General features: G+C 72.0%; 21 protein-coding genes. 7 read left to right on the forward strand and 14 right to left on the reverse strand.

Annotation, left to right across the window (positions count from 1 at the left end):
* Positions 1-34 precede the first annotated feature (34 nt).
* The 7 genes from ACFYVL_RS05505 to ACFYVL_RS05535 form a co-directional block, all read right to left on the reverse strand.
* Positions 35-823 (reverse strand): ABC transporter ATP-binding protein, encoded by a 789-nt coding sequence (locus ACFYVL_RS05505; RefSeq protein ID WP_389241500.1) that lies wholly within the window; start codon positions 821-823, stop codon positions 35-37.
* Positions 816-1,745 carry an ABC transporter permease gene (locus ACFYVL_RS05510; protein ID WP_389241501.1) on the reverse strand — a complete coding sequence of 310 codons (930 nt, stop codon included), beginning with the start codon at positions 1,743-1,745 and terminating at the stop codon, positions 816-818. Before ACFYVL_RS05510 ends, ACFYVL_RS05505 begins: the two co-directional genes overlap by 8 nt.
* Before the next feature lie 102 nt (positions 1,746-1,847).
* The gene (locus ACFYVL_RS05515) at positions 1,848-2,720 is read right to left on the reverse strand and encodes a glycosyltransferase family 2 protein (protein ID WP_389241793.1); all 873 of its coding nucleotides are present in this window, start codon (positions 2,718-2,720) and stop codon (positions 1,848-1,850) included.
* A 38-nt stretch (positions 2,721-2,758) separates the two neighbouring features.
* Positions 2,759-3,541 carry a CDP-alcohol phosphatidyltransferase family protein gene (locus ACFYVL_RS05520; RefSeq protein WP_389241502.1) on the reverse strand — a complete coding sequence of 261 codons (783 nt, stop codon included), beginning with the start codon at positions 3,539-3,541 and terminating at the stop codon, positions 2,759-2,761.
* On the reverse strand, positions 3,516-4,583 hold the full coding sequence (locus tag ACFYVL_RS05525; protein ID WP_389241503.1) for an iron-containing alcohol dehydrogenase family protein: 1,068 nt from the start codon (positions 4,581-4,583) through the stop codon (positions 3,516-3,518). The genes ACFYVL_RS05520 and ACFYVL_RS05525 overlap by 26 nt, the downstream gene beginning before the upstream one ends.
* On the reverse strand, positions 4,571-5,311 hold the full coding sequence (locus ACFYVL_RS05530; protein ID WP_389241504.1) for a sugar phosphate nucleotidyltransferase: 741 nt from the start codon (positions 5,309-5,311) through the stop codon (positions 4,571-4,573). The genes ACFYVL_RS05525 and ACFYVL_RS05530 overlap by 13 nt, the downstream gene beginning before the upstream one ends.
* Positions 5,308-7,071, reverse strand: coding sequence for a DUF5941 domain-containing protein (locus tag ACFYVL_RS05535; protein ID WP_389241794.1), 1,764 nt, complete (start codon positions 7,069-7,071; stop codon positions 5,308-5,310). The genes ACFYVL_RS05530 and ACFYVL_RS05535 overlap by 4 nt, the downstream gene beginning before the upstream one ends.
* A 425-nt stretch (positions 7,072-7,496) precedes the next feature.
* Between ACFYVL_RS05535 and ACFYVL_RS05540 the strand changes: the two genes are divergently transcribed.
* The 3 genes from ACFYVL_RS05540 to idi all read left to right on the forward strand — a co-directional run bounded on the left by ACFYVL_RS05540 (position 7,497) and on the right by idi (position 10,679).
* Positions 7,497-8,438 carry a cation diffusion facilitator family transporter gene (locus tag ACFYVL_RS05540; RefSeq protein WP_389241505.1) on the forward strand — a complete coding sequence of 314 codons (942 nt, stop codon included), beginning with the start codon at positions 7,497-7,499 and terminating at the stop codon, positions 8,436-8,438.
* Positions 8,439-8,705: 267 nt separating this feature from the next.
* Positions 8,706-9,932, forward strand: coding sequence for a GNAT family N-acetyltransferase (locus ACFYVL_RS05545; protein WP_389241795.1), 1,227 nt, complete (start codon positions 8,706-8,708; stop codon positions 9,930-9,932).
* A gap of 144 nt (positions 9,933-10,076) precedes the next feature.
* A complete protein-coding gene (gene idi, locus ACFYVL_RS05550) occupies positions 10,077-10,679 on the forward strand; it encodes an isopentenyl-diphosphate Delta-isomerase (protein WP_389241506.1) in 603 nt (200 codons plus the stop codon).
* A gap of 79 nt (positions 10,680-10,758) precedes the next feature.
* Here idi and ACFYVL_RS05555 read toward each other — a convergent pair whose 3' ends face one another.
* Both ACFYVL_RS05555 and ACFYVL_RS05560 read right to left on the reverse strand, forming a co-directional pair.
* Positions 10,759-11,274 carry an ATP-binding protein gene (locus ACFYVL_RS05555; protein ID WP_389241796.1) on the reverse strand — a complete coding sequence of 172 codons (516 nt, stop codon included), beginning with the start codon at positions 11,272-11,274 and terminating at the stop codon, positions 10,759-10,761.
* Between the two features lie 153 nt (positions 11,275-11,427).
* On the reverse strand, positions 11,428-12,189 hold the full coding sequence (locus ACFYVL_RS05560; RefSeq protein WP_389241507.1) for an HdeD family acid-resistance protein: 762 nt from the start codon (positions 12,187-12,189) through the stop codon (positions 11,428-11,430).
* Positions 12,190-12,277: 88 nt separating this feature from the next.
* Here ACFYVL_RS05560 and ACFYVL_RS05565 point away from each other — a divergent pair, with 88 nt between their 5' ends.
* Positions 12,278-13,045, forward strand: a complete 768-nt coding sequence (locus ACFYVL_RS05565) for an enoyl-CoA hydratase/isomerase family protein (protein WP_389241508.1) — start codon at positions 12,278-12,280, stop codon at positions 13,043-13,045.
* A gap of 66 nt (positions 13,046-13,111) precedes the next feature.
* On the opposite strand, the gene ACFYVL_RS05570 is transcribed toward ACFYVL_RS05565, so the two are convergent.
* Both ACFYVL_RS05570 and ACFYVL_RS05575 read right to left on the reverse strand, forming a co-directional pair.
* Positions 13,112-13,738 carry a DJ-1/PfpI family protein gene (locus ACFYVL_RS05570; protein ID WP_389241509.1) on the reverse strand — a complete coding sequence of 209 codons (627 nt, stop codon included), beginning with the start codon at positions 13,736-13,738 and terminating at the stop codon, positions 13,112-13,114.
* A gap of 88 nt (positions 13,739-13,826) precedes the next feature.
* Positions 13,827-14,819, reverse strand: a complete 993-nt coding sequence (locus ACFYVL_RS05575; RefSeq protein WP_389241510.1) for a GlxA family transcriptional regulator — start codon at positions 14,817-14,819, stop codon at positions 13,827-13,829.
* Positions 14,820-14,929: 110 nt separating this feature from the next.
* Between ACFYVL_RS05575 and ACFYVL_RS05580 the strand changes: the two genes are divergently transcribed.
* From ACFYVL_RS05580 to ACFYVL_RS05590, 3 genes are all read left to right on the forward strand, one after another.
* Entirely contained in the window at positions 14,930-15,802 is an 873-nt protein-coding gene (locus ACFYVL_RS05580; RefSeq protein WP_389241511.1) for a hypothetical protein, read from the forward strand.
* Between the two features lie 164 nt (positions 15,803-15,966).
* Positions 15,967-16,098: an LPFR motif small protein gene (locus ACFYVL_RS05585; protein ID WP_389241512.1), complete on the forward strand. Its 132-nt coding sequence runs from the start codon at positions 15,967-15,969 to the stop codon at positions 16,096-16,098.
* A gap of 122 nt (positions 16,099-16,220) precedes the next feature.
* Complete coding sequence (locus ACFYVL_RS05590) at positions 16,221-18,686, forward strand: Tex family protein (RefSeq protein WP_389241513.1); 2,466 nt, start codon at positions 16,221-16,223, stop codon at positions 18,684-18,686.
* A 189-nt stretch (positions 18,687-18,875) separates the two neighbouring features.
* On the opposite strand, the gene ACFYVL_RS05595 is transcribed toward ACFYVL_RS05590, so the two are convergent.
* The 3 genes from ACFYVL_RS05595 to ACFYVL_RS05605 all read right to left on the reverse strand — a co-directional run bounded on the left by ACFYVL_RS05595 (position 18,876) and on the right by ACFYVL_RS05605 (position 24,023).
* Positions 18,876-20,513, reverse strand: a complete 1,638-nt coding sequence (locus ACFYVL_RS05595; RefSeq protein WP_389241514.1) for an ABC-F family ATP-binding cassette domain-containing protein — start codon at positions 20,511-20,513, stop codon at positions 18,876-18,878.
* 87 nt (positions 20,514-20,600) lie between these two features.
* Positions 20,601-21,653 (reverse strand): oxidoreductase, encoded by a 1,053-nt coding sequence (locus ACFYVL_RS05600; RefSeq protein ID WP_389241515.1) that lies wholly within the window; start codon positions 21,651-21,653, stop codon positions 20,601-20,603.
* Between the two features lie 654 nt (positions 21,654-22,307).
* Positions 22,308-24,023, reverse strand: coding sequence for a BCCT family transporter (locus ACFYVL_RS05605; RefSeq protein WP_389241797.1), 1,716 nt, complete (start codon positions 24,021-24,023; stop codon positions 22,308-22,310).
* Between the last annotated feature and the right edge of the window lie 82 nt (positions 24,024-24,105).

Raw genomic sequence — 24,105 nt, forward strand, 5'->3', positions numbered from 1 at the left:
GGTTCCGGCGGAGGCCCTGGCACAGATTTCCGGGCTACTTGCCGGTTTCCTTCTCGTACGCCTTGACGACTTCCTCGGTCGGGCCGTCCATCAGGAGCTCGCCCTTCTCCAGCCACAGGACGCGGTCGCAGGTGTCCCTGATCGACTTGTTGCTGTGGCTCACCAGGAAGACCGTGCCGGCCTCCTTGCGCAGCTCGCGGATCCGCTCCTCGGAGCGGATCTGGAACTTCCGGTCGCCGGTGGCCAGCGCCTCGTCGATCATCAGGACGTCGTGGTCCTTGGCCGCCGCGATGGAGAAACGCAGACGGGCCGCCATGCCGGAGGAGTAGGTCCGCATGGGCAGGGTGATGAAGTCGCCCTTCTCGTTGATGCCGGAGAAGTCGACGATGCCCTGGTAGCGCTCGCGGATCTGCTCGCGCGACATGCCCATGGCGAGACCGCCGAGGATCACGTTGCGCTCGCCGGTCAGGTCGTTCATCAGCGCCGCGTTGACACCGAGGAGCGAGGGCTGGCCGTCGGTGTAGACCTTGCCGCTCTCGGCGGGCAGCAGGCCCGCGATGGCGCGCAGCAGGGTCGACTTGCCGGAGCCGTTGGAGCCGATCAGGCCGATGGCCTCGCCCCGGTAGGCCGTGAAGGAGACACCGCGCACGGCGTGCACCTTGCGGACCCCGCGGGACTCCTGGGCCTTCTTGCCGCGCAGGATGCGGTTGAGGGCGGCGGTGGCGCCGCCCTTGCCGCCGCCACCGGTGTGCACCCGGTACACGATGTGCACGTCGTCGGCGATGACCGTGGGGACGCGCCCCTGGTTGTTGTCGTCAGCCACGGCCGTACCGCTCCTCAGCCTTCCAGAAGTACACGAAGCCGAGCACGCCGAACAGCAGTGCCCAGATCGCCGCCGCCGCCCAGACGTGCGGCGGCAGGTTCTCCGAGCCGTACCCGTCGATCAGCGCGAAGCGCATCAGGTCCATGTAGACGGCCGCCGGGTTCCACTGCAGGATGTCCGCGATCCACGCGGGCTTGTCCTCCAGCATGACCGGGATGCTGAACATGACGCCCGAGGCGTACATCCAGGTCCGCATGATGAACGGCATCAGCTGCGCCAGGTCCGGCGTCTTGGCACCCATCCGCGCCATGATCATCGCGAGCCCGGTGTTGAACATGAACTGCAGCACCAGCGCCGGGATCACCAGCAGCCACGACCAGGTCGGGAAGTTGCCGAAGCACACCACGATGAGCAGCAGCACGACCATCGAGTACAGCAGCTGCTGGAGCTGCTGCAGCGAGAACGAGATGGGCAGCGAGGCGCGCGGGAAGTGCAGCGCCCGCACCAGGCCCAGGTTCCCGGAGATCGCCCGCACGCCCGCCATCACCGAGCTCTGGGTGAAGGTGAACACGAAGATGCCGGTGACGAGGAAGGGGATGTAGACGTCCTTGGACATCCCCCGCCCCGCGTTCAGGATCAGCCCGAAGATCAGGAAGTACACCAGCGCGTTCAGCAGCGGGGTCGCCACCTGCCAGAGCTGGCCCAGCTTGGCCTGGCTGTACTGGGCCGCCAGCTTCGCCGAGGAGAACGCCATGATGAAGTGGCGCCGGCCCCACAACTGCCGTACGTACTCGCCGAACCCCGGGCGGGCGCCGCTCACCGCGAGGTTGTACTTGGCGGCGAGCTGCGCCGGGGTCAGCCCCTCGTCGGGAGAGGGAGGGACGCTCATAGCGACCGCTCCGTCTTGGGAAGTGTCACTCACAAGTGGAAACTTTCGTCTTCAAAGATGCGCGAACCGTCGGGCGCTGGGCGCGGGTATCCGGGTCCCGGGAGACAAAACCCGGAGCCGGTCCGCCCGAGCTTGTCAGATGACGGGTGGTCGGCCCAGTCGGGTCAGCCGCCATACCGTACGCCACTTCATCGGGCGGCGCGGACCCGCGGGGGTCGTCCAGCCCTCCTTGAAACCGCCGAACCACGCCTTGAGCGCCGCACCGGAGGGGCGCCGCAGCAGCGTGAGCAGCAGCCACACCCCCACGTAGACGGGGACCAGCGGGGCGGGCAGGTTGCGGCGGGCCAGCCAGACCCGGTTGCGGGCCACCATGCGGTGGTACGTCGCGTGCCGGGCTGGCGAGGTGGTGGGGTGGTTGAGCACCATGTCCGCGCGGTAGTCGATCAGCCAGCCGGCGTCCAGCGCCCGCCAGGCCAGATCGGTCTCCTCGTGGGCGTAGAAGAACTCGTCCGGGAGCCCGCCCACCTCGGCGAAGACCTTCGTACGGGCGGCGTTGGCACCGCCCAGGAAGGTCGTCACCCGCGAGGAGCGCATCGGGTCCGAGGCACGCAGCCGGGGCACGTGCCTGCGCTGGGTGGCCCCGGTGTCCGGGTCGGCGATCCGGAAGCTGATGATGCCCAGTTCCGGGTCGGCCTCGAAGGCCTGCCGGCACAGCTCGGCGGTGTCGGTGCGGGGCAGCAGCCCGTCGTCGTCCAGGAAGAGCAGGACGTCGACGTCGGAGCCGGCCGGGCCGAACGCCTCGATGCCGACGTTGCGCCCACCGGGGATGCCCAGGTTCTCGGGCAGGTCGACGGTGCGGACGTCGGCCGGGACCCCGGTGACCGGGGCGCCGTTGCCGACGACCACGATGTCGACGGGCGCGCCCTCCTGCTTGCGCACGGAGTCGATCAGCGCGTTCAGGTCGTCGGGGCGGGTGCCCATCGTGATGATGACCGCGCCGACCTTCAGCGGCCTGGTGCTCAGGGGGGCGGTCCCCCGGGCGGCACTCACTTGAGCCTGCTGGAGGCGAGGATCGACACCAGGTGCAGCAGCGTCTGCAGGAGCGCGATGCCCGCGAAGACGGCGACGCCGAGCCGGGTGAAGAACAGGTCGTCGCGCACCGCGTCGAGGATCGCGAGGAGCAGGATCAGCAGCGAGGCCTCGATGCCGAGGATCAGCCGGTGGAACTGGAGCATGGAGGCCAGCCGGCGGGCGAGCGCCATCTTGGCGGAGCGCGGCACGCTCGCCGACTCCTGCACCGGCGGCTTGCCGCCCTGGTGGCGGGCGACGGCGACGAGGTCGGTCTCCGCCTTGATCAGGATGGCGCCGAGCGCGGCCAGGGTGCCCAGGAAGGCCCACAGCCAGTCGATCCGCCCGCTCCCCCACAGGTCGGCGGCGCGCAGGCCGACACCGACCAGGACGGCGGCGTCCGTCAGGTACGCGCCGACCCGGTCCAGGTAGACGCCGTTCAGCGAGAACTGCTTCTTCCAGCGGGCCACCTCGCCGTCGACGCAGTCGAGCAGGAGGTAGAGCTGGACGGCGACGACGCCGAGGACGGCGCCCCAGATGCCCGGCACGAGCAGGGCCGGGGCGGCGAGGACACCGCAGACGGTCATCACGTACGTCAGCTGGTTGGGGGTGATCCTGGTGTTGACCAGGTACCTGTCCACGCGCAGCGAGATCTCGCGCATGTACAGGCGACCGCCCCAGTGCTCACCGCTGCGCCGGTCCTTGACGCCGGCGGGGTGAACGACGGGACGGAGTTCAGCTACTGATGGTCGTCTTGACATAGTCGGCGTAAGCGTCCCTGATCTGGTCTGCGGACAGGTCGAGGTGTTCCAGGATCGTGAAGCGTCCCGGACGGGTCTGGGGGGCGTACTCGACGGCCTGGACGAACTCGTCGACGGTGAAGCCGATGTCGCCGGGCAGCACGGGCAGCCGGTGTCGGCGCAGGACGTCGGCGAAGAGCGCGGCCTCCTCGCGGGCGCCGCGCAGGTGCATGGCGAAGGCGGCTCCGATGGCGACCTGTTCGCCGTGCGGGGCGGCCCGCCGCGGGAAGAGCAGGTCGAAGGCGTGGCTGATCTCGTGGCAGGCACCGGAGGCGGGTCGGCTGTCCCCGGCGACGGTCATCGAGATGCCGGTGAGGACCAGGCCCTCGGCGAGCACCTTGAGGAAGGCGTCGTCGCCGATGGAACCGGGGTGGCGGAGCACGGCCTCGCCCGCCTGGCGGGCCATCGCGGCGGCGAGGCCGTCGATCGGGTCGCCGTGCACCTCGTGGGCGAGTTCCCAGTCGGCGACGCAGGAGATGTTGGAGACGGCGTCGCCGATTCCGGAGCGTACGTACCGGTCGGGGGCCTGGCGGATCACGTCGAGGTCGATGACGACGGCGATCGGGGTGGGTACGCCGTAGGAGCCGCGCCCGTTGTCGTTGTCGAGGGTGGCGACCGGGGAGCACAGGCCGTCGTGGGCCAGGTTCGTGGCGACCGCGACCATGGGCAGCCCGACGCGGGCCGCCGCGTACTTGGCCACGTCGATGATCTTGCCGCCGCCGAGGCCGACGACCGCGTCGTAGCGCTGCTTGCCCTTGATGTCGTCGGCGAGCTTGACCGCCGAGTCGATGGTGCCGTCGGCGACCGGGTACCAGTCGGCGTCGGGAAGGACCGGGGCGAGCCGTTCGCGCAGGGCCTGTCCCGAGCCGCCGCTGATGGCGATGGCCAGGCAGCCGGAGCCGGAGATCCGCTGGTCGGCGAGGAGGCCGGCCAGGTCGTCCAGGGCGCCGCGCGAGATGTCGACCGTGAGGGGCGAGGGGATGAGGCGGGTCAGTACTGGCACGCGATCTCCCGGCCCTTGGCGAGGTCGTCGTGGTTGTCGATCTCGACCCACTTGAGGTCGCCGATCGGGGCCACGTCGATCCGGAAGCCGCGGTTGACCAGCTCCTGGTAGCCGTCCTCGTAGTAGAGGTCGGGGTCCCGCTCGAAGGTGGTCCTGAGCGCGTCGGCCAGCTCGTCGGCGGCCTCGCCCTCGATGAGGGTGACGCCGATGTACTCGCCGGTCGCGGTGGCCGGGTCCATCAGCTTGGTGATCCGGGTGACCGCGCCGGACCCGTCGGTGATGACCTTCATCTCCTCGTCGGCGAGGTTCTTCACCGTGTCGAGGGCGAGGATGATCCTCCTGCCGTCGCCGCGGGCGGCCGCCAGCAGGGTCTTCTCGACGGAGACGGGGTGCACGGTGTCGCCGTTGGCGAGGATGACCGTGTGCCTCAGCTGGTCACGGGCGCACCACAGGGAGTAGGCGTTGTTCCACTCCTCGGCCTTGTCGTTGTCGATGAGGGTGAGCCGGAGCCCGTACTTGGCCTCCAGGGCCGCCTTGCGCTCGTAGACGGCTTCCTTGCGGTAGCCGACGACGATCGCGACGTCGGTGAGGCCGATCTCGGCGAAGTTGCCGAGGGTGAGGTCGAGGACGGTGGTGTCGCCGTCGACGGGCACGAGGGCCTTGGGCAGCGTGTCGGTGTAGGGGCGCAGTCGCCGTCCGGCGCCCGCTGCCAGTACCAGGCCGATCATGCGGTCTCTCCTTCGTCGTGTACGGCGGGTGCTCCCGAGGAGACCCAGAAGCGGATGCTCTCGGCGAGCACCACCAGTGCCACGGCCACGGCGAGCACCGTGAGCGCGAGGGGGAAGTCGATCGTCGTCGACAGGGCGGCGAGCACGGCCACCAGGAGGATGCGGCCCTCTTGGCCGCCGATCGCCCGCACGAGCCAGTTCGGCGGGGCTCCGGTGCCGCCCTTGATGCGGTACACCGTGTCGTAGTGATGGTAGGCGACCGCCGCGACCAGCCCGAAGGCCGCGGGAAGGGCCCCGGGGACGTCCGCCCGGACCGCCAGGATCAGGATCGTGCAGTACTCGGCGACCCGGAAGAACGGGGGCACCAGCCAGTCGAGGGCGCCCTTGAGGTTCCCGCTGAGGGCGAACCCGGAGAGCACCGCGTAGAACGCCGCGGCTCCCACGAAGCTCCAGCTGCCGCCGCGCTCGAATGCGGCGGCGAGCAGCAGTCCCGTGGCGAGGAAGGCGATGACGGGGGCGCGGAAGCCGCCCGAGAAGCGCGGGCCGCCCTTGCGGAACCACTCGGCGAGAGGGCCGGAGTCGGCCAGGTCCGCCAGCGCCTGGGCGGCCCGGTCGGTGCGGGTCGCGCGCCTGGTGACGGAGCGCAGCACGCGTCCGGCGGTGGTGTAGCAGGCGGCGAAGGCGCAGCCGACGAGCAGCGCGTAGAAGACGATCCGGGGGGTGGTGACGGCGGTCAGCACCGCGATCATGGCCCAGCGCTCGCCGATCGGCAGGACGATCATGCGGCGCACCCAGACCGTCCAGCCGACGCTGTCGAGCTTGCCGGAGAGGGCGGCGGTGGGGCTGGTGTTGCCGGTGGCGTCGTGGTTGGCCTCGTTGAAGGAGAAGTCCACGACGTGACGGCAGGTCTGGAGGACCATCGCGCCCAGGGCCAGTGCCCATACGTCGTCGCCGCCGCGGATCGCGCCGAGCGCGAGCCCCGCGTAGTAGGCGTACTCCTTGGCGCGGTCGAAGGTGGCGTCCAGCCAGGCGCCCATCGTCGAGTACTGGAGCGAGTAGCGGGCGAGCTGCCCGTCGGTGCAGTCCAGGACGAAGGAGAGGAGGAGCAGGACACCGGCCGCGACGTAGCCGCCCCGGGTGCCGGTCGCCGCACAGCCGGCCGCTATCAGCGCGGTGATCAGCGAGGCGGTGGTGACCTGGTTGGGGGTGAGACCGCGGCGGGCGCACCAGCGGGCGATGTACCGGGAGTACGGGCTGATGAAGTACGTGGTGAAGAAGCCGTCGCGGGACTTCACCGCGGTGCGCAGCCGGATCGCCTCGTCGTCGACGGCGGCGACGGCCCGCTCGCTCTCACCGCGGGCGGCCGGGTCGGCGGGGACGGCCGCGACGAGCGAGCCGAGTTCCGGCCGCTGTACGGCGACGCCTTCGGCGTCGAGGGCCGCGGCCACCGCGTCGGGTCCGCCCGGCGCCGTGCGCAGCGCACGGCCGAGCGCCGCGCGTGCCTCCGGCTGTGCGGTGAGCGCGCCGGGGACGGCCGCAGCGGGAAAGCGGGGGTCGGTCAGGCCGAGCCGCAGCGAGTGCAGGTGGCCGACGAAACGGGGGTCGACGAGGGCGACGCGGTCACCGGCGGGCGTCTCGTCCAGGAGCTTGACGGCCTCGGTGGTGTCGGCGGCGGACCGCACGTCGAAGCCCAGCGACCGCAGATCGCCTTCGAGCGACGATCCGGGTACCGGCGGGCCGGTGAGGATGGCGGTCGACAGACGAACTCACTCCTTGAGCAGGGCTTCGAAAAGCCGCACGGTGCGCCCGCGCACGGGCGGGCGGGGCGGCATCGGCAGAGGCTATCGGATGAACGGAGGCGGGATTTCACTGCCCGTTCACGCTCCGACGGGGCCGGGCCGGGGACGGCGGGGCCGTCGCGATCATCATCGTCGATCACCGGCCCGCGCCACAAACCGCGTATGGAAGGTGTGGAGAAGGGCACGCGACGCTCATGGCGCGGCACTCCCGCAGGCGGGCTCCGAAGATCGCCCCGACTCTCTGACCTGCAGTCATTTCCGCAGGTCAGAGCACATGACAACGGTGTTCAGTCCCGGCTTGCCCATACCCCCCACCCGTAGTTCACTGGGGCCTTGGGCGGGGCACTTCCCGCACTTTCGTCAACACGTCCAGGAGGCGGCTTCACATGGGGGCAGGGCATGATCACGGGCATGCGCACGGGGGGCCGCCGCCCACCGGCACGGCGGCAGCCGCGTACAAGGGGCGGCTGCGAATAGCCCTCGGCATCACGCTCTCGGTCATGGTCGTGGAGATCGTCGGCGGCCTGGTCTCCAACTCGCTCGCGCTGATCGCGGACGCCGCCCACATGGCGACGGACGCCCTCGGGCTGGCGATGGCGCTCCTGGCGATCCACTTCGCCAACCGGCCGCCCACCCGCAACGCCACCTTCGGGTACGCCAGGGCCGAGATCCTGGCCGCGCTCGCCAACTGCCTGCTGCTGCTCGGCGTCGGCGGCTACGTGCTGATCGAGGCGGTCCAGCGGTTCGTCACGCCGGCCGAGACCAAGGGCGGGCTGGCGATCGTCTTCGCCCTGGTCGGCCTGGTCGCCAACATGATCTCGCTGTCGCTGCTGGTGAAGGGCCAGAAGGACAGTCTCAACGTGCGCGGCGCCTATCTGGAGGTGCTGGCGGACGCACTCGGATCGGTGACGGTGCTCGTCTCGGCGGGCATCATCCTGGCGACCGGCTGGTACTACGCGGACCCGATCGCCTCCCTGGTCATCGGCCTCATGATCGTGCCGCGGACCGTCAAGCTGCTGCGCGAGACCCTGTCCGTGCTGCTGGAGGCGGCGCCCAAGGGCGTCGACATGGTGGAGGTGCGGGAGCACATCCTGCGGACGCCCGGCGTGGAGGACGTGCACGATCTGCACGCCTGGACGATCACCTCGGGGATGCCGGTGCTGTCCGCGCACGTGGTGGTCAGCCAGGACCTGCTGGACTCGGTCGGGCACGAGAAGGTGCTGCACGAACTCCAGGACTGCCTCGGCGACCACTTCGACGTCGAGCACTGCACCTTCCAGCTGGAGCCGGGCGGCCACGCGGCGCACGAGGCGAAGCTCTGCCACTGAGGCCCGCCCGGTGCGGGGCGACGGACGGGGGCGGCCGTCGGTGCGGGCTGTTAGGGTGATCGAAGAGGCGTTCGGCCTCGATGGACACGGGTGAAGAAGGGGAGATGAGTTGATGACGGTCGCGGCGCGCGCTGCCTCGTGCGGCACACGGACCATCCTCGTTTCCCGGGCCCTCGGCTGACTTCTTCCGCACCGCCGGTTGCCGGCCGGGCCCTTCCTGACACCAAGGGACCCACCTTGTCCGACCACGTCGTCCTCGACGCCTTCATGACCCTTCACCGCGGCCTGCCCCGGCAGAGCCCCGGTTCCGACGCCACCACCCGGCGCTTCCTCTCCCTCGCGGGCCCGCTGCCCGACCGTCCGCGGGTGCTCGACCTGGGCTGCGGTCCGGGCCGGGCCTCGCTGCTGCTGGCCGCCGAGGCCGGGGCCCGGGTCACCGCGGTCGACCTGTACCGGCCGTTCCTCGACGAGCTGGACGCCGCCGCCGCTTCCCGCGGCCTCTCCGGCTCGGTCCGTACCGTCCGCGCCGACATGGGCGCGCTCGACGGGCCCGACTTCACGGACGGCTCGTTCGACCTGGTGTGGGCCGAGGGCTCCGCGTACAACATCGGTTTCGCCACCGCGCTGGAGCGGTGGAAGCGCCTGCTCGCACCGGGCGGCGTGCTCGTCGTCTCCGAGGTCGAGTGGACCTGCGACCGCCCCTCGGAGCAGACCCGCGCCTTCTGGGACCCGCAGTACCCGATGGGCACCCGGGCCTCGAACAGCGCGGCGGCCGTCGCCGCCGGCTACAACGTCCTGGGCACCTTCCTCCAGCCGGACTCCGACTGGGACGAGTACTACGGGCCGCTCGGCGAGCGCACCGCGACCGCCGATCCGGCCCTGCCCGGCATGGCCGAGGCCCTGGCGATGTCCCGCGCGGAGATCGCGGTGCGCCGGGAGCACGGCGGCGAGTACGGGTACACCGGTTACGTCCTGCGGCCCGCCGACCCGCGCTGGCGCACCCGTCCCGAGCGGGCGGCCGACCGGGCGGCGGTGCACGCGGTGAACACCGCCGCGTTCCCCACCGAGGGCGAGGCGGACCTGGTGGAGGCGCTGCGCGCGGACCCCGGCGCCTGGCTGCCGGACCTGTCGTACGTCGCCGAGGCGCCCGACGGGACCCTCGCCGCGTACGCCCTGATCACCCGGTGCCACGTGGACGGCGCTCCGGCGACGGCGCTGGCGCCGGTCGCGGTCTCGCCGCGGTTCCAGCGGCAGGGCGCGGGGGCCGCGGTCACCCGTGCGGTGCTCGACGCGGCGCGGGCCGGGGGCGAGCGACTGGTGCTGGTGCTCGGGCACCCGGAGTACTACCCCAGGTTCGGCTTCACGCCCGCCTCCGGGCTCGATATCCGGCCGGGTTTCGACGTACCTGACGAGGCCATGATGGCGCTCGTACTGGACGATTCGGCCGAGCCGCCGCGCGGGGAGATCCAGTACCCCCGGGCGTTCGGGGTCTGATTCCGCTCGCAAGTGGGCAGTCCTGCCCCTGTCGCACCCGCGACAGGGGCAGGACTTTTTTGCCGACCCCGATACGGCTGAAGTACGGACAAGCGGCTTTTGTACGGCAGACTTGGCAGCCGGGAACCGAAGCGAAGGATGGTTATGCCGACCACACCCGCCACCGCGGCGAACAGCACGCAGAACGGATCAGCGGGGGAATCCCCGGAGATCCTCCTCGAACTGGTCGACGAGAGCGGCAATACCATCGGCACCGCGGAGAAGCTGTCCGCCCATCAGCCCCCGGGGCAGCTGCACCGGGCGTTCTCGGTGTTCCTCTTCGACGAGACGGGCCGGCTGCTGCTCCAGCAGCGCGCGCTCGGCAAGTACCACTCCCCCGGCGTCTGGTCCAACACCTGCTGCGGCCACCCGTACCCCGCCGAGGGCCCCTTCGCCGCCGCCGCCCGTCGTACGCACGAGGAGCTGGGCGTCTCCCCCACGCTGCTCGCGGAGGCGGGCACGGTCCGCTACAACCACCCGGACCCGGCGTCGGGCCTGGTGGAGCAGGAGTTCAACCACCTCTTCGTGGGGCTGGTCCAGTCGCCGCTGCGGCCGGACCCGGAGGAGGTCGGGGACACCGCGTTCGTGACGCCGCAGGAGCTGGCGGAGCAGCACGCGAAGGACCCGTTCTCGGCGTGGTTCATGACGGTGCTGGACGCGGCGCGTCCGGCGATCCGCGAGCTGACGGGGGACTCGGCGGGCTGGTGAGCCGCCCTCCCCGGAGCGAGCGGCCGGGACGCCTCCGGACTTCGGGGGCTCCCGGCCGGACGCAGCGGGGGTGTGCGCGTCAGCCGCCGGGGGGCGGGGTCAGCGGCAGCGCCGCCCAGATGACCTTGCCGCCGCTCGCGGTGTGCTCGACGTCGCAGACCCCGCCGGCCTCGCCCGCGATCTCCCGTACGAGCAGCAGTCCGCGTCCGCCGGTCTGCGCGTAGTCCGTCTCCAGCGGTTTGGGACGGTAGGGGTGGCTGTCCTCGACGGAGACCCGGATCCACTCGGCGCCGATGGCGACCTCGACGGCCAGTTCCGGGGAGAGCAGCGCCGCGTGCTTTACCGCGTTGGTGACCAGTTCGGAGACGATCAGCAGGAGTCCCTGCATCAGGTCGTCGGTGACCGGTACGCCCTGCCGGCGGATCAGGTCCCGTACCGCGTGCCGGGCCTGCGGGACGGAGATGTCCACCGCGGGCGCCGTGAACCTCCAGACCCCTTCGTACGCCCGTGACGGGCCCACGGTGCCGTCGGCACTGTCGCCCGGCGGAGCGCCGACGGCCCCGTCGGGGGGTGGGGCGCTCCCACGGCTCTCCATCATCGGGCACCCGCCCTCGCGCTCGGTCATGACCACGGTTCGAGTCTTCGGGGCGGTGAGGTCCGTACCAGGAGACTGAACACAAGTCAGCAGCAAGAGACGCTTTCTGACTGTTTCTGTGCACCGAGTAGCCCATTGCGGTCCGATTGGCCGTCAGTTGGGCGACCGGTCCTGATCTTCCGGCTTGTGGAAGTCGGTCCGCGCGGAGCCCTCGGGGCCGCCGGGGTTCCCGGGGCGGGGCGCGTCGGCCGGGCCGTACGGGGCCTCGGTGCCGTCCGGGGTGCCGTGCGGCTCCGGGGCTCCGGGGGCGTCCGGGGCTCCAGCGGTCTCCGGCCGCATCGCCTCCGAGACCATGGAGACGACCCGGCGCCCGCCGAGGCCGATCGAGATCAGGCCGAGCCCGTCGAAGAGCAGGGCGAGCGAGAAGAAGGTGCCCAGCACGTACAGGCTGCTGTGCGGCCAGTCGAACAGCACCAGCAGGCCCAGCAGCAGCCCGAAGGCACCCTGGACCAGCGTCCAGCCGAACTGCGGGCCGCGCACCACCACGCTGCCGACGACCCGGAAGAGCCCGCCGGTCAGGAAGAGCAGGGCGGCGAACATGGTCAGTGCCTCGGCGCTGACGACCGGGTGGCGGATCACGACGACACCGGCGGCGATGTTCAGGGCGGCGACGACGACACCGAGCCAGAAGAAGCTGGTGCCCCGCGACTGCACCGACTGGAGCAGCCCCACCAGCCCGCCGGCCAGCAGCAGCCAGCCGAACAGCAGCATCGTGGTGAGGGTGGCGAAGCCCGTGTAGAGGAGTCCGACCACTCCGCCGATGACCAGCAGGATCCCCAGGAACGCCAGCCAGCCGAAGTTGCGGCTCAGCTTCCTTGTCTCGCGGGTCGGTTCGGTCCGGGTCGGTTCCACCATGCGAGCACTCCTCGGTCGGCCCCCGTGCCTGCCTCGGCCCCCCGATGCCCCGATCATAGGTTCACAGGGGACGGATAGCATCCGGCGCATGCAGCTGCCACCCCGGGTGACCCACACCGTCGTCGACTCCGTAGCCACCGTCGTGCTGGCCAACCCCGCCAAACGCAACGCGATGACGGCCGGGATGTGGCGGGCCCTGCCCGGTCTGCTGGCCGCGCTGGCGGACGACCCGGGCGTACGTGCGCTGGTCCTGACGGGTGAGGGCGACACCTTCTGCGCCGGGGTGGACATCTCCACTCTGCGCGGGCCCGGGGACGCCGGAGGTACGCCGCAGGAGCTGGCGGTGGTCGCCGAGGAGGCGCTCGCGGCCTTCCCGAAGCCGACACTGGCGGCCGTGCGCGGGTACTGCGTGGGCGGCGGGAACCAGCTGGCGGCGGCGTGCGACCTGCGGTTCGCGGAGGAGGGCGCGCTGTTCGGGGTGACCCCGGCGAAGCTCGGCATCGTCTACCCGTCGTCCTCCACCCGCCGGCTGGCCGCGCTGGTGGGGCCGTCCGCCGCCAAGTACCTCCTCTTCTCCGGGGAGTTGGTCGACACGGCGCGGGCGCTGCGCACCGGTCTCGTCGACGAGGTGCTCGCGGTGGGCCAACTGGACAAGCGGGTGGCCGAGTTCACCCGCGTACTGGTGGGACGCTCCGGGCTCACCCAGGCGGCGGCCAAGGAGTTCGTGGACGGACGCACCGACCGGGACGCGTACTGGGAGGAGCAGATGGCCGGCAGCGGCGACACCGCCGAGGGTGTCGCCGCCTTCCTGGAACGGCGTGCGCCGCGCTTCGGGTGGACCGCGCCGCGGCACTGAGCCTTTCGGGCCCGGCAGCGGGCCGTACGGTTCGGGGGCCCGGCGGGTCGGCGGAGCGGGGGTGCGTCAGCCGGCGTCCTGGGAGCGCCAGTAGGCGACCAGGTCCGCCGGGGCCTTGTCCGGGGAGCCCGCGTCGAACGGCGGCTGCGGGTCGTACTCGACCATCAGCTGGATGCTCTGGGCGGCGAACTCGCCCGCGATCCGGTCCGCCAGGGTGATGCCCATGTCGATGCCGGAGGAGACACCGGCCGCGGTCACGTACTTCCCGTCGAAGACCACCCGCTCCCCCGTGGTCTCCACGCCGAGCCCCGCCAGGGTGTCCAGGGCCAGCCAGTGCGAGGTGGCCCGCCGGCCCTCCAGCAGACCCGCGGCGGCGAGCGCCAGGGAGCCGGTGCACACGGACGTCGTCCAGGTGGTGGTGGGGTCGACGGCGCGCAGCCAGTCGTGCAGCGCCTTGTTCTCCAGCTGGCTCGCCCGGTCGGGGCCGCCGGGGACGACCACGACGTCCGGCCGCGTCACCTCGTCGAAGGACCTGGTCGCGACGAAGGAGAGTTCGCCCCGGTCGTTGCGCACGGGCCCGGCCTGCGCGGCGACGAACACGGTCTCGGCGTCGGGCAGCTGGCCGAGGGTGTCGTAGGGGCCCACGGCGTCGAGGGCGGTGAAGTTCTCGTACAGGGCGATGGCGATCTGCATGGTGCGCTCCGTTTTCAGCTGGACAGCGGTACGGGTGTGTGGTGCGGGGAAGCCGTGCGGGGAAGAGCTGCCGGCCGGTGCTGCCGGGTCAGTCGGTGGGCAGGGGGCGGAAGCGGCGGCGGTACTCGGCCGGGGCCGTGCCGAGCGTCTTCACGAAGGCCCGCCGCATCGCCTCGGGGGTGCCGTAGCCGCAGGCGCGGGAGATTCCGGCGACGCCGTCAGAGCTGTCCTCCAGGAGGCGGCGGGCGTGCTCGATGCGCACCCGCTCGACGTAGCGGCCGGGGGTGGCGCCGGTCTCGGCCTGGAAGGCGCGGGCGAAGTGCCGGGGCGACAGCCGGGCGCGGGCGGCCAGCGACTCCACCGACAGATCGGCGTCCGGATGCTCGGAGATGTACTGCTGCACGTCGCGCAACGGTTCGCGCGCGGCGGTCTGGGCGGACAGCTGGGCACTGAACTGGGCCTGGTTGCCGGGCCTGCGCAGAAAGACGACCAGGTGCCGGGCGACGGTCAGGGCGGCCCGGCGGCCGTGGTCCTCCTCGACGAGCGCGAGCGCGAGGTCGATGCCGGAGGTGACCCCGGCGGAGGTGGCGATGTGTCCGTCGCGCACGTAGATGGAGTCCGGGTCGACGTCGACCTTGGGGTGCAGCCGGGCGAGGCGCTCGCCGAAGTTCCAGTGCGTGGTGGCCCGGCGCCCGTCCAGCAGTCCGGCCCCGGCCAGCAGGAAGGCCCCCGTACAGACCGAGACGAGGCGGTCGGCGCGCGGTGCGTGGAGGCGCAGCCAGTCGACGAGGCCGGAATCGGCGTCCTTGGTCCCCCTGCCGCCGGGGACGAGGAGGGTGACGCGGGTGTCCCGGTCCGCGGCGAGTTCCTCGGCGAAGGCCGCCAGGGAGGCGTCCGGGGTCAGACGGAGCCCGCTGCAGGTCCGGATCGGGGCGCCGTCGAGGGTGGCCGTGCGGATGTCGTACGGCACTCCGGTGGCCTGGCCCGCCCCCGCGAAGACCTCGATCGGGCCGGTCACGTCGAGGCTCTGCACGCCGTCGAAGAGGACGGCCAGGACGAGGTCGGGGCGCTGCTGCGTCATGCCTCCATGCTTCGCGAGGCGGCGCATGGCCGCAATGACGAGTTCCCCACTTTTCCTGCCATCGCGGCAGGGGCTGTACCCGCGTACCAACCAGTCGGTAACCTGCGGGTATGACTGAGACCTCACCGCTGCCCGCACGCGCCGGGCGTCGCTGCAACAGCCCCCTCAACGCGCTCCACTCGACGGTCTACTTCTCCCCCGAGTACGCGGAGGAACTGGCGTCGCTCGGGATCGACGACCCCGAGGCGCCGTTCTTCGTGGGGCGGGTCGCCGCCCTGGGCACGGTCGGGCCCGGCGTGGTCGCCGCCGCCTTCTACAACTACAACTACGACCTGATCGCCAAGGTCCTGCCGGCGCTCTGGGAGACCGTGACGCCGGAGGCCGTGCTCGGCGCGCGGCTGCGGGCGGCCGACCGGGCGCTGCGCCGGCTGCTCGGTGACGAGGTCGTCGCGTCCGACGAGATGGCGGAGGCCGCCGCGCTCGCGATGCGCGCCACCGAGGCCTGCTCCCGGGAGGCCAGGCCGCTGTACGCCGCCCACGCGGACCTGCCGACCCCCGACGTACCGCACCTCGCGCTGTGGCACGCGGCCACCCTGCTGCGCGAGCACCGCGGCGACGGCCACCTGGCCGCCCTGCTCACCGCCGGGCTCGACCCGGTCGAGGCGCTGGTCAGCCACACCGCCACCGGCAAGGGCATGAACCCGCGCTGGGTGATCCGCACCCGTGGCTGGTCGCGCGCCGACTGGGACGCGGCGGCGGAGCGGCTGCGCGCTCGCGGAGTGCTCGACGCCGAGGGCGAGCTGACCGAGGCGGGCGTCGCGCTGCGCGCGGACATCGAGGACACCACGGACCGGCTCGACCTGGCGCCGTACGCGTACCTGGGCGCCGCCGACGTCGAGCGGCTGACGGAACTGGGCCGCGGCTTCCTGATGACGGCCGCCGCCGCGGGGGCCTTCCCGGACTCGCTGGTCGGGAAGGGCTGAGCGGACGCCGACGCGCGTGCGGGGCGCGGACACCGCGCCGGGCGGGTGCTCGGGCCCCGTGCTCGTGCCGGGCGTTTGGGCCGGATGCTCGGGCCGGGTGTTTGGGCCGGGCGGGTGCGGACACCCGCACGGGGACCGCAGCGTCCGACGAGGAGGAGGACCCCGTGTTCCGTGCCATTGCCGATGCGCTCCGTACGGTCGGCGGCGCCGTAGCCACCGTCGTCACCCTGCCCTTCCGCCTGCTGGCCAAGCTGTTCGGCGGCGCCTCGCGCGGTGGCCGGGCCCGCAGGGCGTGAGCGGGCGCCGCGCTTCGGGCGATCCCCTGCGTGGCTCCGCCGCCGCGCACGGCAGAATGCAGGGGCACCGAAGTTGAGGTGCACCATGCACTGCCCGCAGGAGAAGGCGAGTCGGTAACACCGTGACGACGTCCATCGAAAGCATCGAAAGCAGGATCGCCGGGGAACTCGGCGTCAAGGACCGGCAGGTCAGGGCCGCCGTCGAGCTGCTCGACGGCGGCTCGACCGTTCCGTTCATCGCTCGCTACCGCAAGGAAGCGACCGAGATGCTCGACGATGCGCAGCTGCGCACCCTGGAGGAGCGGCTGCGGTATCTGCGGGAGCTGGAGGACCGCCGCTCGGCGATCCTCGATTCCGTACGGGAGCAGGGCAAGCTGGACGCCGCCCTGGAGGCGCGGATCCTGGCCGCCGAGACCAAGGCGCGGCTGGAGGACATCTATCTCCCGTTCAAGCCGAAGCGGCGCACCAAGGCGCAGATCGCCCGCGAGGCGGGTCTGGAGCCGCTGGCCGAGGGCCTGCTCGGCGACCCGTCGGTCGACCCGACGGCCGCCGCGGCGGCGTTCGTCGACGCGGACAAGGGGGTCGCGGACGCGGCAGCCGCCCTGGACGGGGCCCGGTCGATCCTGACCGAGCGGTTCTCCGAGGACGCCGACCTGATCGGCGAGGTCCGCGAGCGGATGTGGTCGCGCGGGCGGCTGTCGGCGAAGGTGCGCGACGGCAAGGAGGAGGCGGGCGCCAAGTTCGCCGACTACTTCGACTTCGCGGAGCCGTTCACCGCGCTGCCCTCGCACCGGGTGCTGGCGATGCTGCGCGGCGAGAAGGAGGACGTACTCGACCTCGTCCTGGAGCCGGAGCCGGACGACGCGGAGCAGGCCGGCCCGTCCTCGTACGAGAACATGGTCGCCCGCCGCTTCGGGATCGCCGACCGTGGCCGCCCCGGCGACAAGTGGCTGGCGGACACGGTGCGCTGGGCGTGGCGGACGCGGATCCTGGTGCACCTGGGCATCGACCTGCGGCTGCGGCTGCGTACCGCCGCCGAGGACGAGGCGGTACGGGTCTTCGCGGCGAACCTGCGCGACCTGCTGCTGGCCGCGCCCGCCGGGACGCGGGCGACGCTGGGGCTGGACCCCGGTTTCCGTACCGGTGTGAAGGTCGCGGTCGTGGACGCCACCGGCAAGGTCGTGGCGACCGACGTCATCCACCCGCACGTGCCCGCGAACCGGTGGGACGAGGCGCTGGGCAAGCTGGCGCGGCTGGCGAAGGAGCACGCGGTCGAGCTGGTCGCGATCGGCAACGGCACGGCCTCCCGCGAGACCGACAAGCTGGCCGGTGAGCTGATCGCCAAGCACCCGGAGCTGAAGCTGACGAAGGTGATGGTGTCGGAGGCCGGGGCCTCGGTCTATTCGGCTTCCGCTTTCGCCTCGCAGGAACTGCCTGACATGGATGTCTCGTTGCGCGGTGCTGTTTCCATCGCGCGGCGGCTGCAGGACCCGCTGGCCGAGCTGGTGAAGATCGACCCGAAGTCGATCGGGGTCGGCCAGTACCAGCACGACCTGTCGGAGGTGAAGCTCTCGCGGTCGCTGGACGCGGTGGTCGAGGACTGTGTGAACGGCGTGGGGGTGGACGTCAACACGGCGTCCGCGCCGCTGCTCTCACGGGTGTCGGGCATCGGGTCGGGGCTCGCGGAGAACATCGTCGCGCACCGGGACGCGAACGGGCCCTTCCGGTCCCGCCGGGCGCTGAAGGACGTGGCCCGGCTGGGCCCCAAGGCGTACGAGCAGTGCGCGGGCTTCCTGCGCATCCGCGACGGCGAGGACCCGCTGGACGCGTCCAGCGTGCACCCGGAGGCGTACCCGGTGGTGCGCACGATGGTGAAGTCGGCCGGAGTGGCCTCCCTGGTCGGGAACGTGGATGTGCTGCGGGGGCTGCGGGCCGAGGACTTCGTCAACGACAAGTTCGGTCTGCCGACGGTCTCCGACATCCTGCGGGAGCTGGAGAAGCCGGGGCGGGACCCGCGTCCGGCGTTCAAGACGGCCACCTTCAAGGAGGGCGTCGAGAAGATCGGCGACCTGGCCGCCGGGATGATCCTGGAGGGCGTCGTCACGAACGTCGCCGCGTTCGGCGCTTTTGTCGACGTGGGCGTGCACCAGGACGGGCTGGTGCATGTGTCGGCGCTGTCGAGGACGTTCGTGAAGGACCCGCGGGACGTGGTGAAGCCGGGGGACGTCGTCCGGGTGAAGGTGATGGACGTCGACGTACCGCGCAAGCGGATCTCGCTGACGCTGAGGCTGGACGACGAGGCTTCGGCGGGGGGCGGTGGCGGGCGGTCGCGGTCCGGTGGTGAGGGTTCGGGGGGCAGGTCCGGGTCCGGGGCTGGATCCGGGTCCCGGTCCGGATCGGGCTCCGGCTCCGGTGGCGGGTCCGGGTCCGGCGGGCGGGCGCCTCAGCAGCGGCGGGGCGGCCAGGGCCAGCAGGGCAAGGGGCGTGGGGCCGGCCAGGGTGGGCGGCCGGCGCCCGCACCGGCCAACAGCGCGATGGCGGACGCGTTGCGGAAGGCGGGGTTGGTGGATCGGGGGAAGCGGGGCTGAGGGTGGGGCGGGGTGGGGTGGGGTGGGGCTGTCGCGCCTGCGGCGGGCTTTGCCCCTCCCCGCCCCTTCCCTAAACCGCTGGCCGCGGGGCTGGGGGGTCTGCGGGAGCGTCGTTGGTTGCTCGCGCAGTTCCCCGCGCCCCTTCAGGGGCGGGCTCGACGGCCCGTGTCGTGCTGCCGAGCGCAGCGGTCAGCTCTCGGTGACCTTGCCGTCGGCGACTTCCACTCGCCTCGTCGTGCGGACCGCGTCCAGCATGCGGCGGTCGTGGGTGACCAGCAGGAGGGTTCCCTCGTACGAATCCAGCGCCGACTCCAGCTGCTCGATCGCCGGGAGGTCGAGGTGGTTCGTGGGCTCGTCCAGGACCAGCAGGTTGACGCCCCGGCCCTGGAGCAGGGCCAGCGCCGCGCGTGTGCGCTCGCCCGGAGAAAGCGTGGTGGCGGGACGCAGCACGTGGTCCGCCTTCAGACCGAACTTCGCCAGCAGCGTGCGTACTTCGGCCGGTTCCGTGTCCGGGACCGCCGCGGAGAACGCGTCCAGGAGCGTCTCGGCACCGTAGAAGAGGCCCCGGGCCTGGTCGACCTCGCCGACCACCACCCCCGGGCCGAGCGTCGAGTCCCCCTCGTCGAGCGGGAGCCTGCCGAGCATCGCCGCCAACAGGGTCGACTTGCCCGCCCCGTTGGCGCCCGTGATGGCCACCCGGTCCGCCCAGTCGATCTGCAGCGACACCGGCCCGAAGGTGAAGTCGCCCCGGCGGACCGTGGCGTGGCGCATCGTCGCCACGACCGCCCCCGAGCGCGGGGCCGCGGCGATCTCCATCCGCAGCTCCCACTCCTTGCGGGGTTCCTCGACCACGTCCAGGCGCTCGATCATGCGCTGCGTCTGGCGCGCCTTCGCGGCCTGCTTCTCGCTCGCCTCGCTGCGCATGTTGCGGCCGATCTTGTCGCCGTCCGTGGACTTGCGGCGGGCGTTGCGCACGCCCTTGTCCATCCAGCCGCGCTGCATCTGCGCCCGGCCCTCCAGCGCCGCCTTCTTGTCGGCGAACTCGTCGTACTCCTCGCGCGCGTGCCGCCGGGCGGTCTCGCGCTCCTCCAGGTACGCCGCGTACCCGCCGCCGTACAGCTTGATCTGCTGCTGGGCGAGGTCGAGTTCGAGGACCTTGGTGACCGTACGGGTGAGGAACTCGCGGTCGTGGCTGATGACGACCGTGCCGGCGCGCAGACCCGTGACGAAGTTCTCCAGCCGGTCGAGGCCGTCGAGGTCGAGGTCGTTGGTGGGCTCGTCGAGGAGGAAGACGTCGTAGCGGGAGAGGAGGAGGGAGGCGAGACCGGCGCGGGCGGCCTGGCCGCCGGACAGGCCCGTCATGGGCTGGTCGAGGCCGACGGTCAGGCCGAGGGAGGCCACTACCTCCTCGGCCCGTTCGTCGAGGTCGGCGCCGCCGAGGTCGAGCCAGCGGTCGAGGCCGGTGGCGTACGCGTCGTCGGCGCCCGGAGCGCCGTCGACCAGGGCCTGGGTGGCGGTGTCCAGCGCCAGCTGGGCGGCTGCCACGCCCGTGCGCCGGGCGAGGAACTCGCGGACCGTCTCCCCCTCGCGCCGCTCCGGCTCCTGCGGGAGGTGGCCGACGGTGGCGGTGGGCGGCGACAGCCGCAGCTCGCCGCCCTCCGGGGTGTCCAGGCCGGCGAGCAGGCGCAGCAGGGTGGACTTGCCCGCTCCGTTGACACCTACGAGACCGATGACGTCCCCGGGGGCGACGACGAGGTCGAGCCCGGAGAACAGGGTGCGGTCGCCGTGGCCGGCGGCGAGGTCTTTGGCGACGAGGGTTGCAGTCATGAGGGATCGATCTTAAGCGAGCGGACCGGGACGAAGGGAGCGGTGGGGGGCGGTGGTGGCGGTGACCTGCTCTTCGGGGTGGTCGGGTCAGCGGGCCATGGGGGTGGTCAGGACGCCGCCCATCGTGCGGGCCACGACGTAGGAACGGCCCCGGGTCGCCCGCTCGTCCAGGGGGATGCGGTGTTTGCCCGGTTCCAGCAGGCCCTCGAAGACCACCTCCGCGTGGGTGCGGTGCAGGCGGTCCTGGCGGTACGCGACCAGCTGCACCCGGCACGTCGAGGTGACCTCGACCCCCGCCTCGCCGTCCGCCGCGACCAGCCGGACCAGCCGGCGCTGCTCCTGCGGGGTCTGGTCCAGGGCGTGTTCGAGCTGTGCGACCAGCAGGGGGACCATCGGTGCGTGGCCCTCCACGTATGCGGGCTCGACTCCCGCCCGCGCGAAGGCCTCGCGTACCGCCGCCTTCTCGTGCTCGGCGACCGACCTGCCGAAGGCCACCGCACCGTACGTCCTGATCTCGTCCGGCGGGACCCGGTCGGCGTTCTCGGCGATCTCCGCGCCGATGTTGATCGTACGGAGGGCGGCCGCCAGCTTGGCGAGGACGGCTACGCGGGACCCGATGAGCAGGACGCGGCGGCGCGGCGGGGCCGCGGGCGTGCCGTCGTCGTCGGGGCCGGTGGCCCCGTCCGGGAGGAGGCGGCTCAGTTCGGTGCGGTAGGTGTCCGCGTCGAAGCGGAACGGGCCTATCCCGTGGTAGCCGTCGCGGTCCAGGTCGGTGGTGTCGGTGGTCTGCCAGGCGAAGTCGCGCCAGACGATGTCCGGGCCCTCGCGTTCGATGACGGCGGTGACGGCGCCGCATTCGAGGCTCTCGCAGTCGGGGCAGCCGTAGATCACGTACCGCCCGCCGGGAAGCGGGGGCGCGGCGTCCAGGAGGAGTCTGCGGACGTGCGTGGTGAAGATGGCCGGTGGGACGTCGGAGGCGAGCGGGGAGACCGCGTCGAGGTCGGACAGCTGATGGAGGAGGGGGCGGCCGTCGACGATGAAGTCCATGAAGTCGCGGTGCAGTTGGTAGGCACCGGTGGCAAGAACTCCACCGGCCCGTATCGCCGGGGCCAGCCCGAAGGTCGCGTGCGCGGCAGACATGGGGTGAGTATCCCCAGTCGGGGCGGGCTGTGCGCACCGGATCGCGAATTCCCCTCACGAGCGGCACGTACGAGCCGGTCGGGTGGGCGTGCGGGCCGGTCGGGTGGGCGTGCGGGCCGGACGAGTGGGCGTGCGGGTGTACTGGCCGGGCGCGCATATGGGGCGTGCGGGCTTACGGGGCGCGCGGGCTCACGGGGCGGCCGTGCGGGGACGGTGGCTGCGAGCAGTGGCGGCCGGGCGCGCATACGGGGCATGCGGGCATACGGAGCGTGCGGGCGGGCAGGGCGGCCGTGCGGAGGACGGTGGCTGCGAGTAGTGGCGGCCGATGGCCCCTGAGCCGCGCATGGGGGCATGCGCGCATGCGGGCATGCGGGCATGCGGGCATGCGGGCATGCGGGCATGCGGGCATGCGGGCATGCGGGCATGCGGGCATGCGGGCATGCGGGCATGCGGGGGACGGTGGGCCCGCCCTGGTCCGGCCGCTCCCCTGATCCGGCCCTCTCCCCTGGTCCGGCCCGCTCCCCTGGTCCGGCCCGCTCCCCTGCTTCCGTGTGCGGCCCCGTGCTGCGGAGTGTCCGGCGCACGCACCGGTCCCCGCACCCCCCAGGAGGGCGCGGGGACCGGTTGCGACGGGCGTCGCCGGGCGCGGTGCTGTCAGGAGACCCGGGTGTCTCCTCCCTCGCGGGTCTCCGGGTCCGCGTCCGCGTCCGGGTCCGTTTCGGGGTCCGTGCCGTTGCCGGGACCGATGCGGATCTCGAAGTCGCCGTCGTACTTCTTGTGGCCCTCGATGACCGCCGACTCCACGGCCTCGACGCCCATCTCGCCGCGGACGATCAGCGGGTCGCTGCGCAGGTCGCGCATCAGGGCCACGCACATGCCGACCATGACCACCGCGAACGGGGCCGCGACGAGGATCGTCAGGTTCTGCAGGCCCTTGAGCGCGTCGTCCTCGCCGTCGCCGATCAGCAGCATGATCGCCGCGACCGCTCCGGTGACCACGCCCCAGAAGATCACGACCATCTTGGTCGGCTCGAAGGAGCCCTTCTGGGAGAGCGTGCCCATGACGATGGATGCCGCGTCGGCACCGGAGACGAAGAAGATGCCGACCAGGACCATCACCAGGATGCAGGTGACCGTGGCGATCGGGAACTCCTTGAGGAGGCCGAAGAGCTGGCCCTCGGGGGTCGACTCGTCGGCGAGGCTGCCCGCCTCCTTCATCTTCATCGCCGTGCCGCCGAAGACGGCGAACCACAGCAGGCTGACCGTGCTCGGCACGAGGATGACGCCGCCGACGAACTGGCGGATGGTGCGGCCCCGGCTGATCCGCGCGATGAACATGCCGACGAAGGGCGTCCAGGAGATCCACCAGGCCCAGTAGAAGACCGTCCAGCTGCCCAGCCAGGTCGCGACGTCCTCGCCGCCGGTGGCCTCGGTGCGGCCGATGAGCTGCGGGAGGTCGCCGAGGTAGGCGCCGATGGACGTGGGCAGGAGGTCGAGGACGATGACCGTGGGACCCGCGATGAAGACGAACACGACCAGCAGCAGCGCCAGCACCATGTTGGTGTTGGACAGCCACTGGATGCCCTTCTCGACGCCGGAGACGGCGGAGGCGACGAAGGCGACGGTGAGGACGGCGATGATAGCGATGAGCAGGCCGGTGCCCGCCTTCTCCATCCAGTTGAGCTCCTTCATGCCGCTGCCGATCTGGAGCGCGCCCAGGCCCAGCGAGGCCGCCGAGCCGAAGAGCGTCGCGAAGATGGCGAGGATGTCGATGAAGCGGCCGAGGCCGCCGTTGGCGCGCTTCTCGCCGATGAGCGGGGTGAAGACCGCGCTGATCGTCTGGCGGCGGCGCCGGCGGAAGGTGCTGTACGCGATGGCCAGGCCGACCACCGCGTAGATCGCCCACGGGTGCAGCGTCCAGTGGAAGAGGGTGGTGGCCATGGCGGTCTGCATGGCCTCCGACGCGTTGGCCGGGTGGGTGCCTGGCGGCGGGGAGCCGAAGTGGCCGAGCGGCTCACTGACTCCGTAGAACATCAGACCGATGCCCATGCCCGCGCTGAACATCATCGCGACCCAGGAGACCGTCCGGAATTCGGGCTTCTCGCCCTCCTCGCCGAGCGTGATCTTCCCGTACCGGCTCACCGCGAGCCAGAGCGCGAAGACCACGAAGCCGGTCGCCGCCAGCATGAAGGCCCATCCGCCGTTGTGGATCAGGCCGTTGAGCATCGAGGTGGAGGCATCCTCCAGGGACTGCGTGGCGAGAGCGCCCCAGAGCACGAACGCGAGCGTGAGGGCGGCGGTGACGCCGAACACGATGCGGTCGGTCTGTGGTCGATGTGTGGAGTGCGGACTTCCGGGCAGATCCGCCATGAGCGGCGAGGCTGCCCGGTCGTCCGACGACTGTTCGTCCTGGGACACGTGGGTCACCTTTCGGGTAGGGAGGATTCCCTGC

This window comes from Streptomyces sp. NPDC004111, assembly GCF_042874215.1.
Taxonomy (GTDB): Bacteria; Actinomycetota; Actinomycetes; order Streptomycetales; family Streptomycetaceae; genus Streptomyces.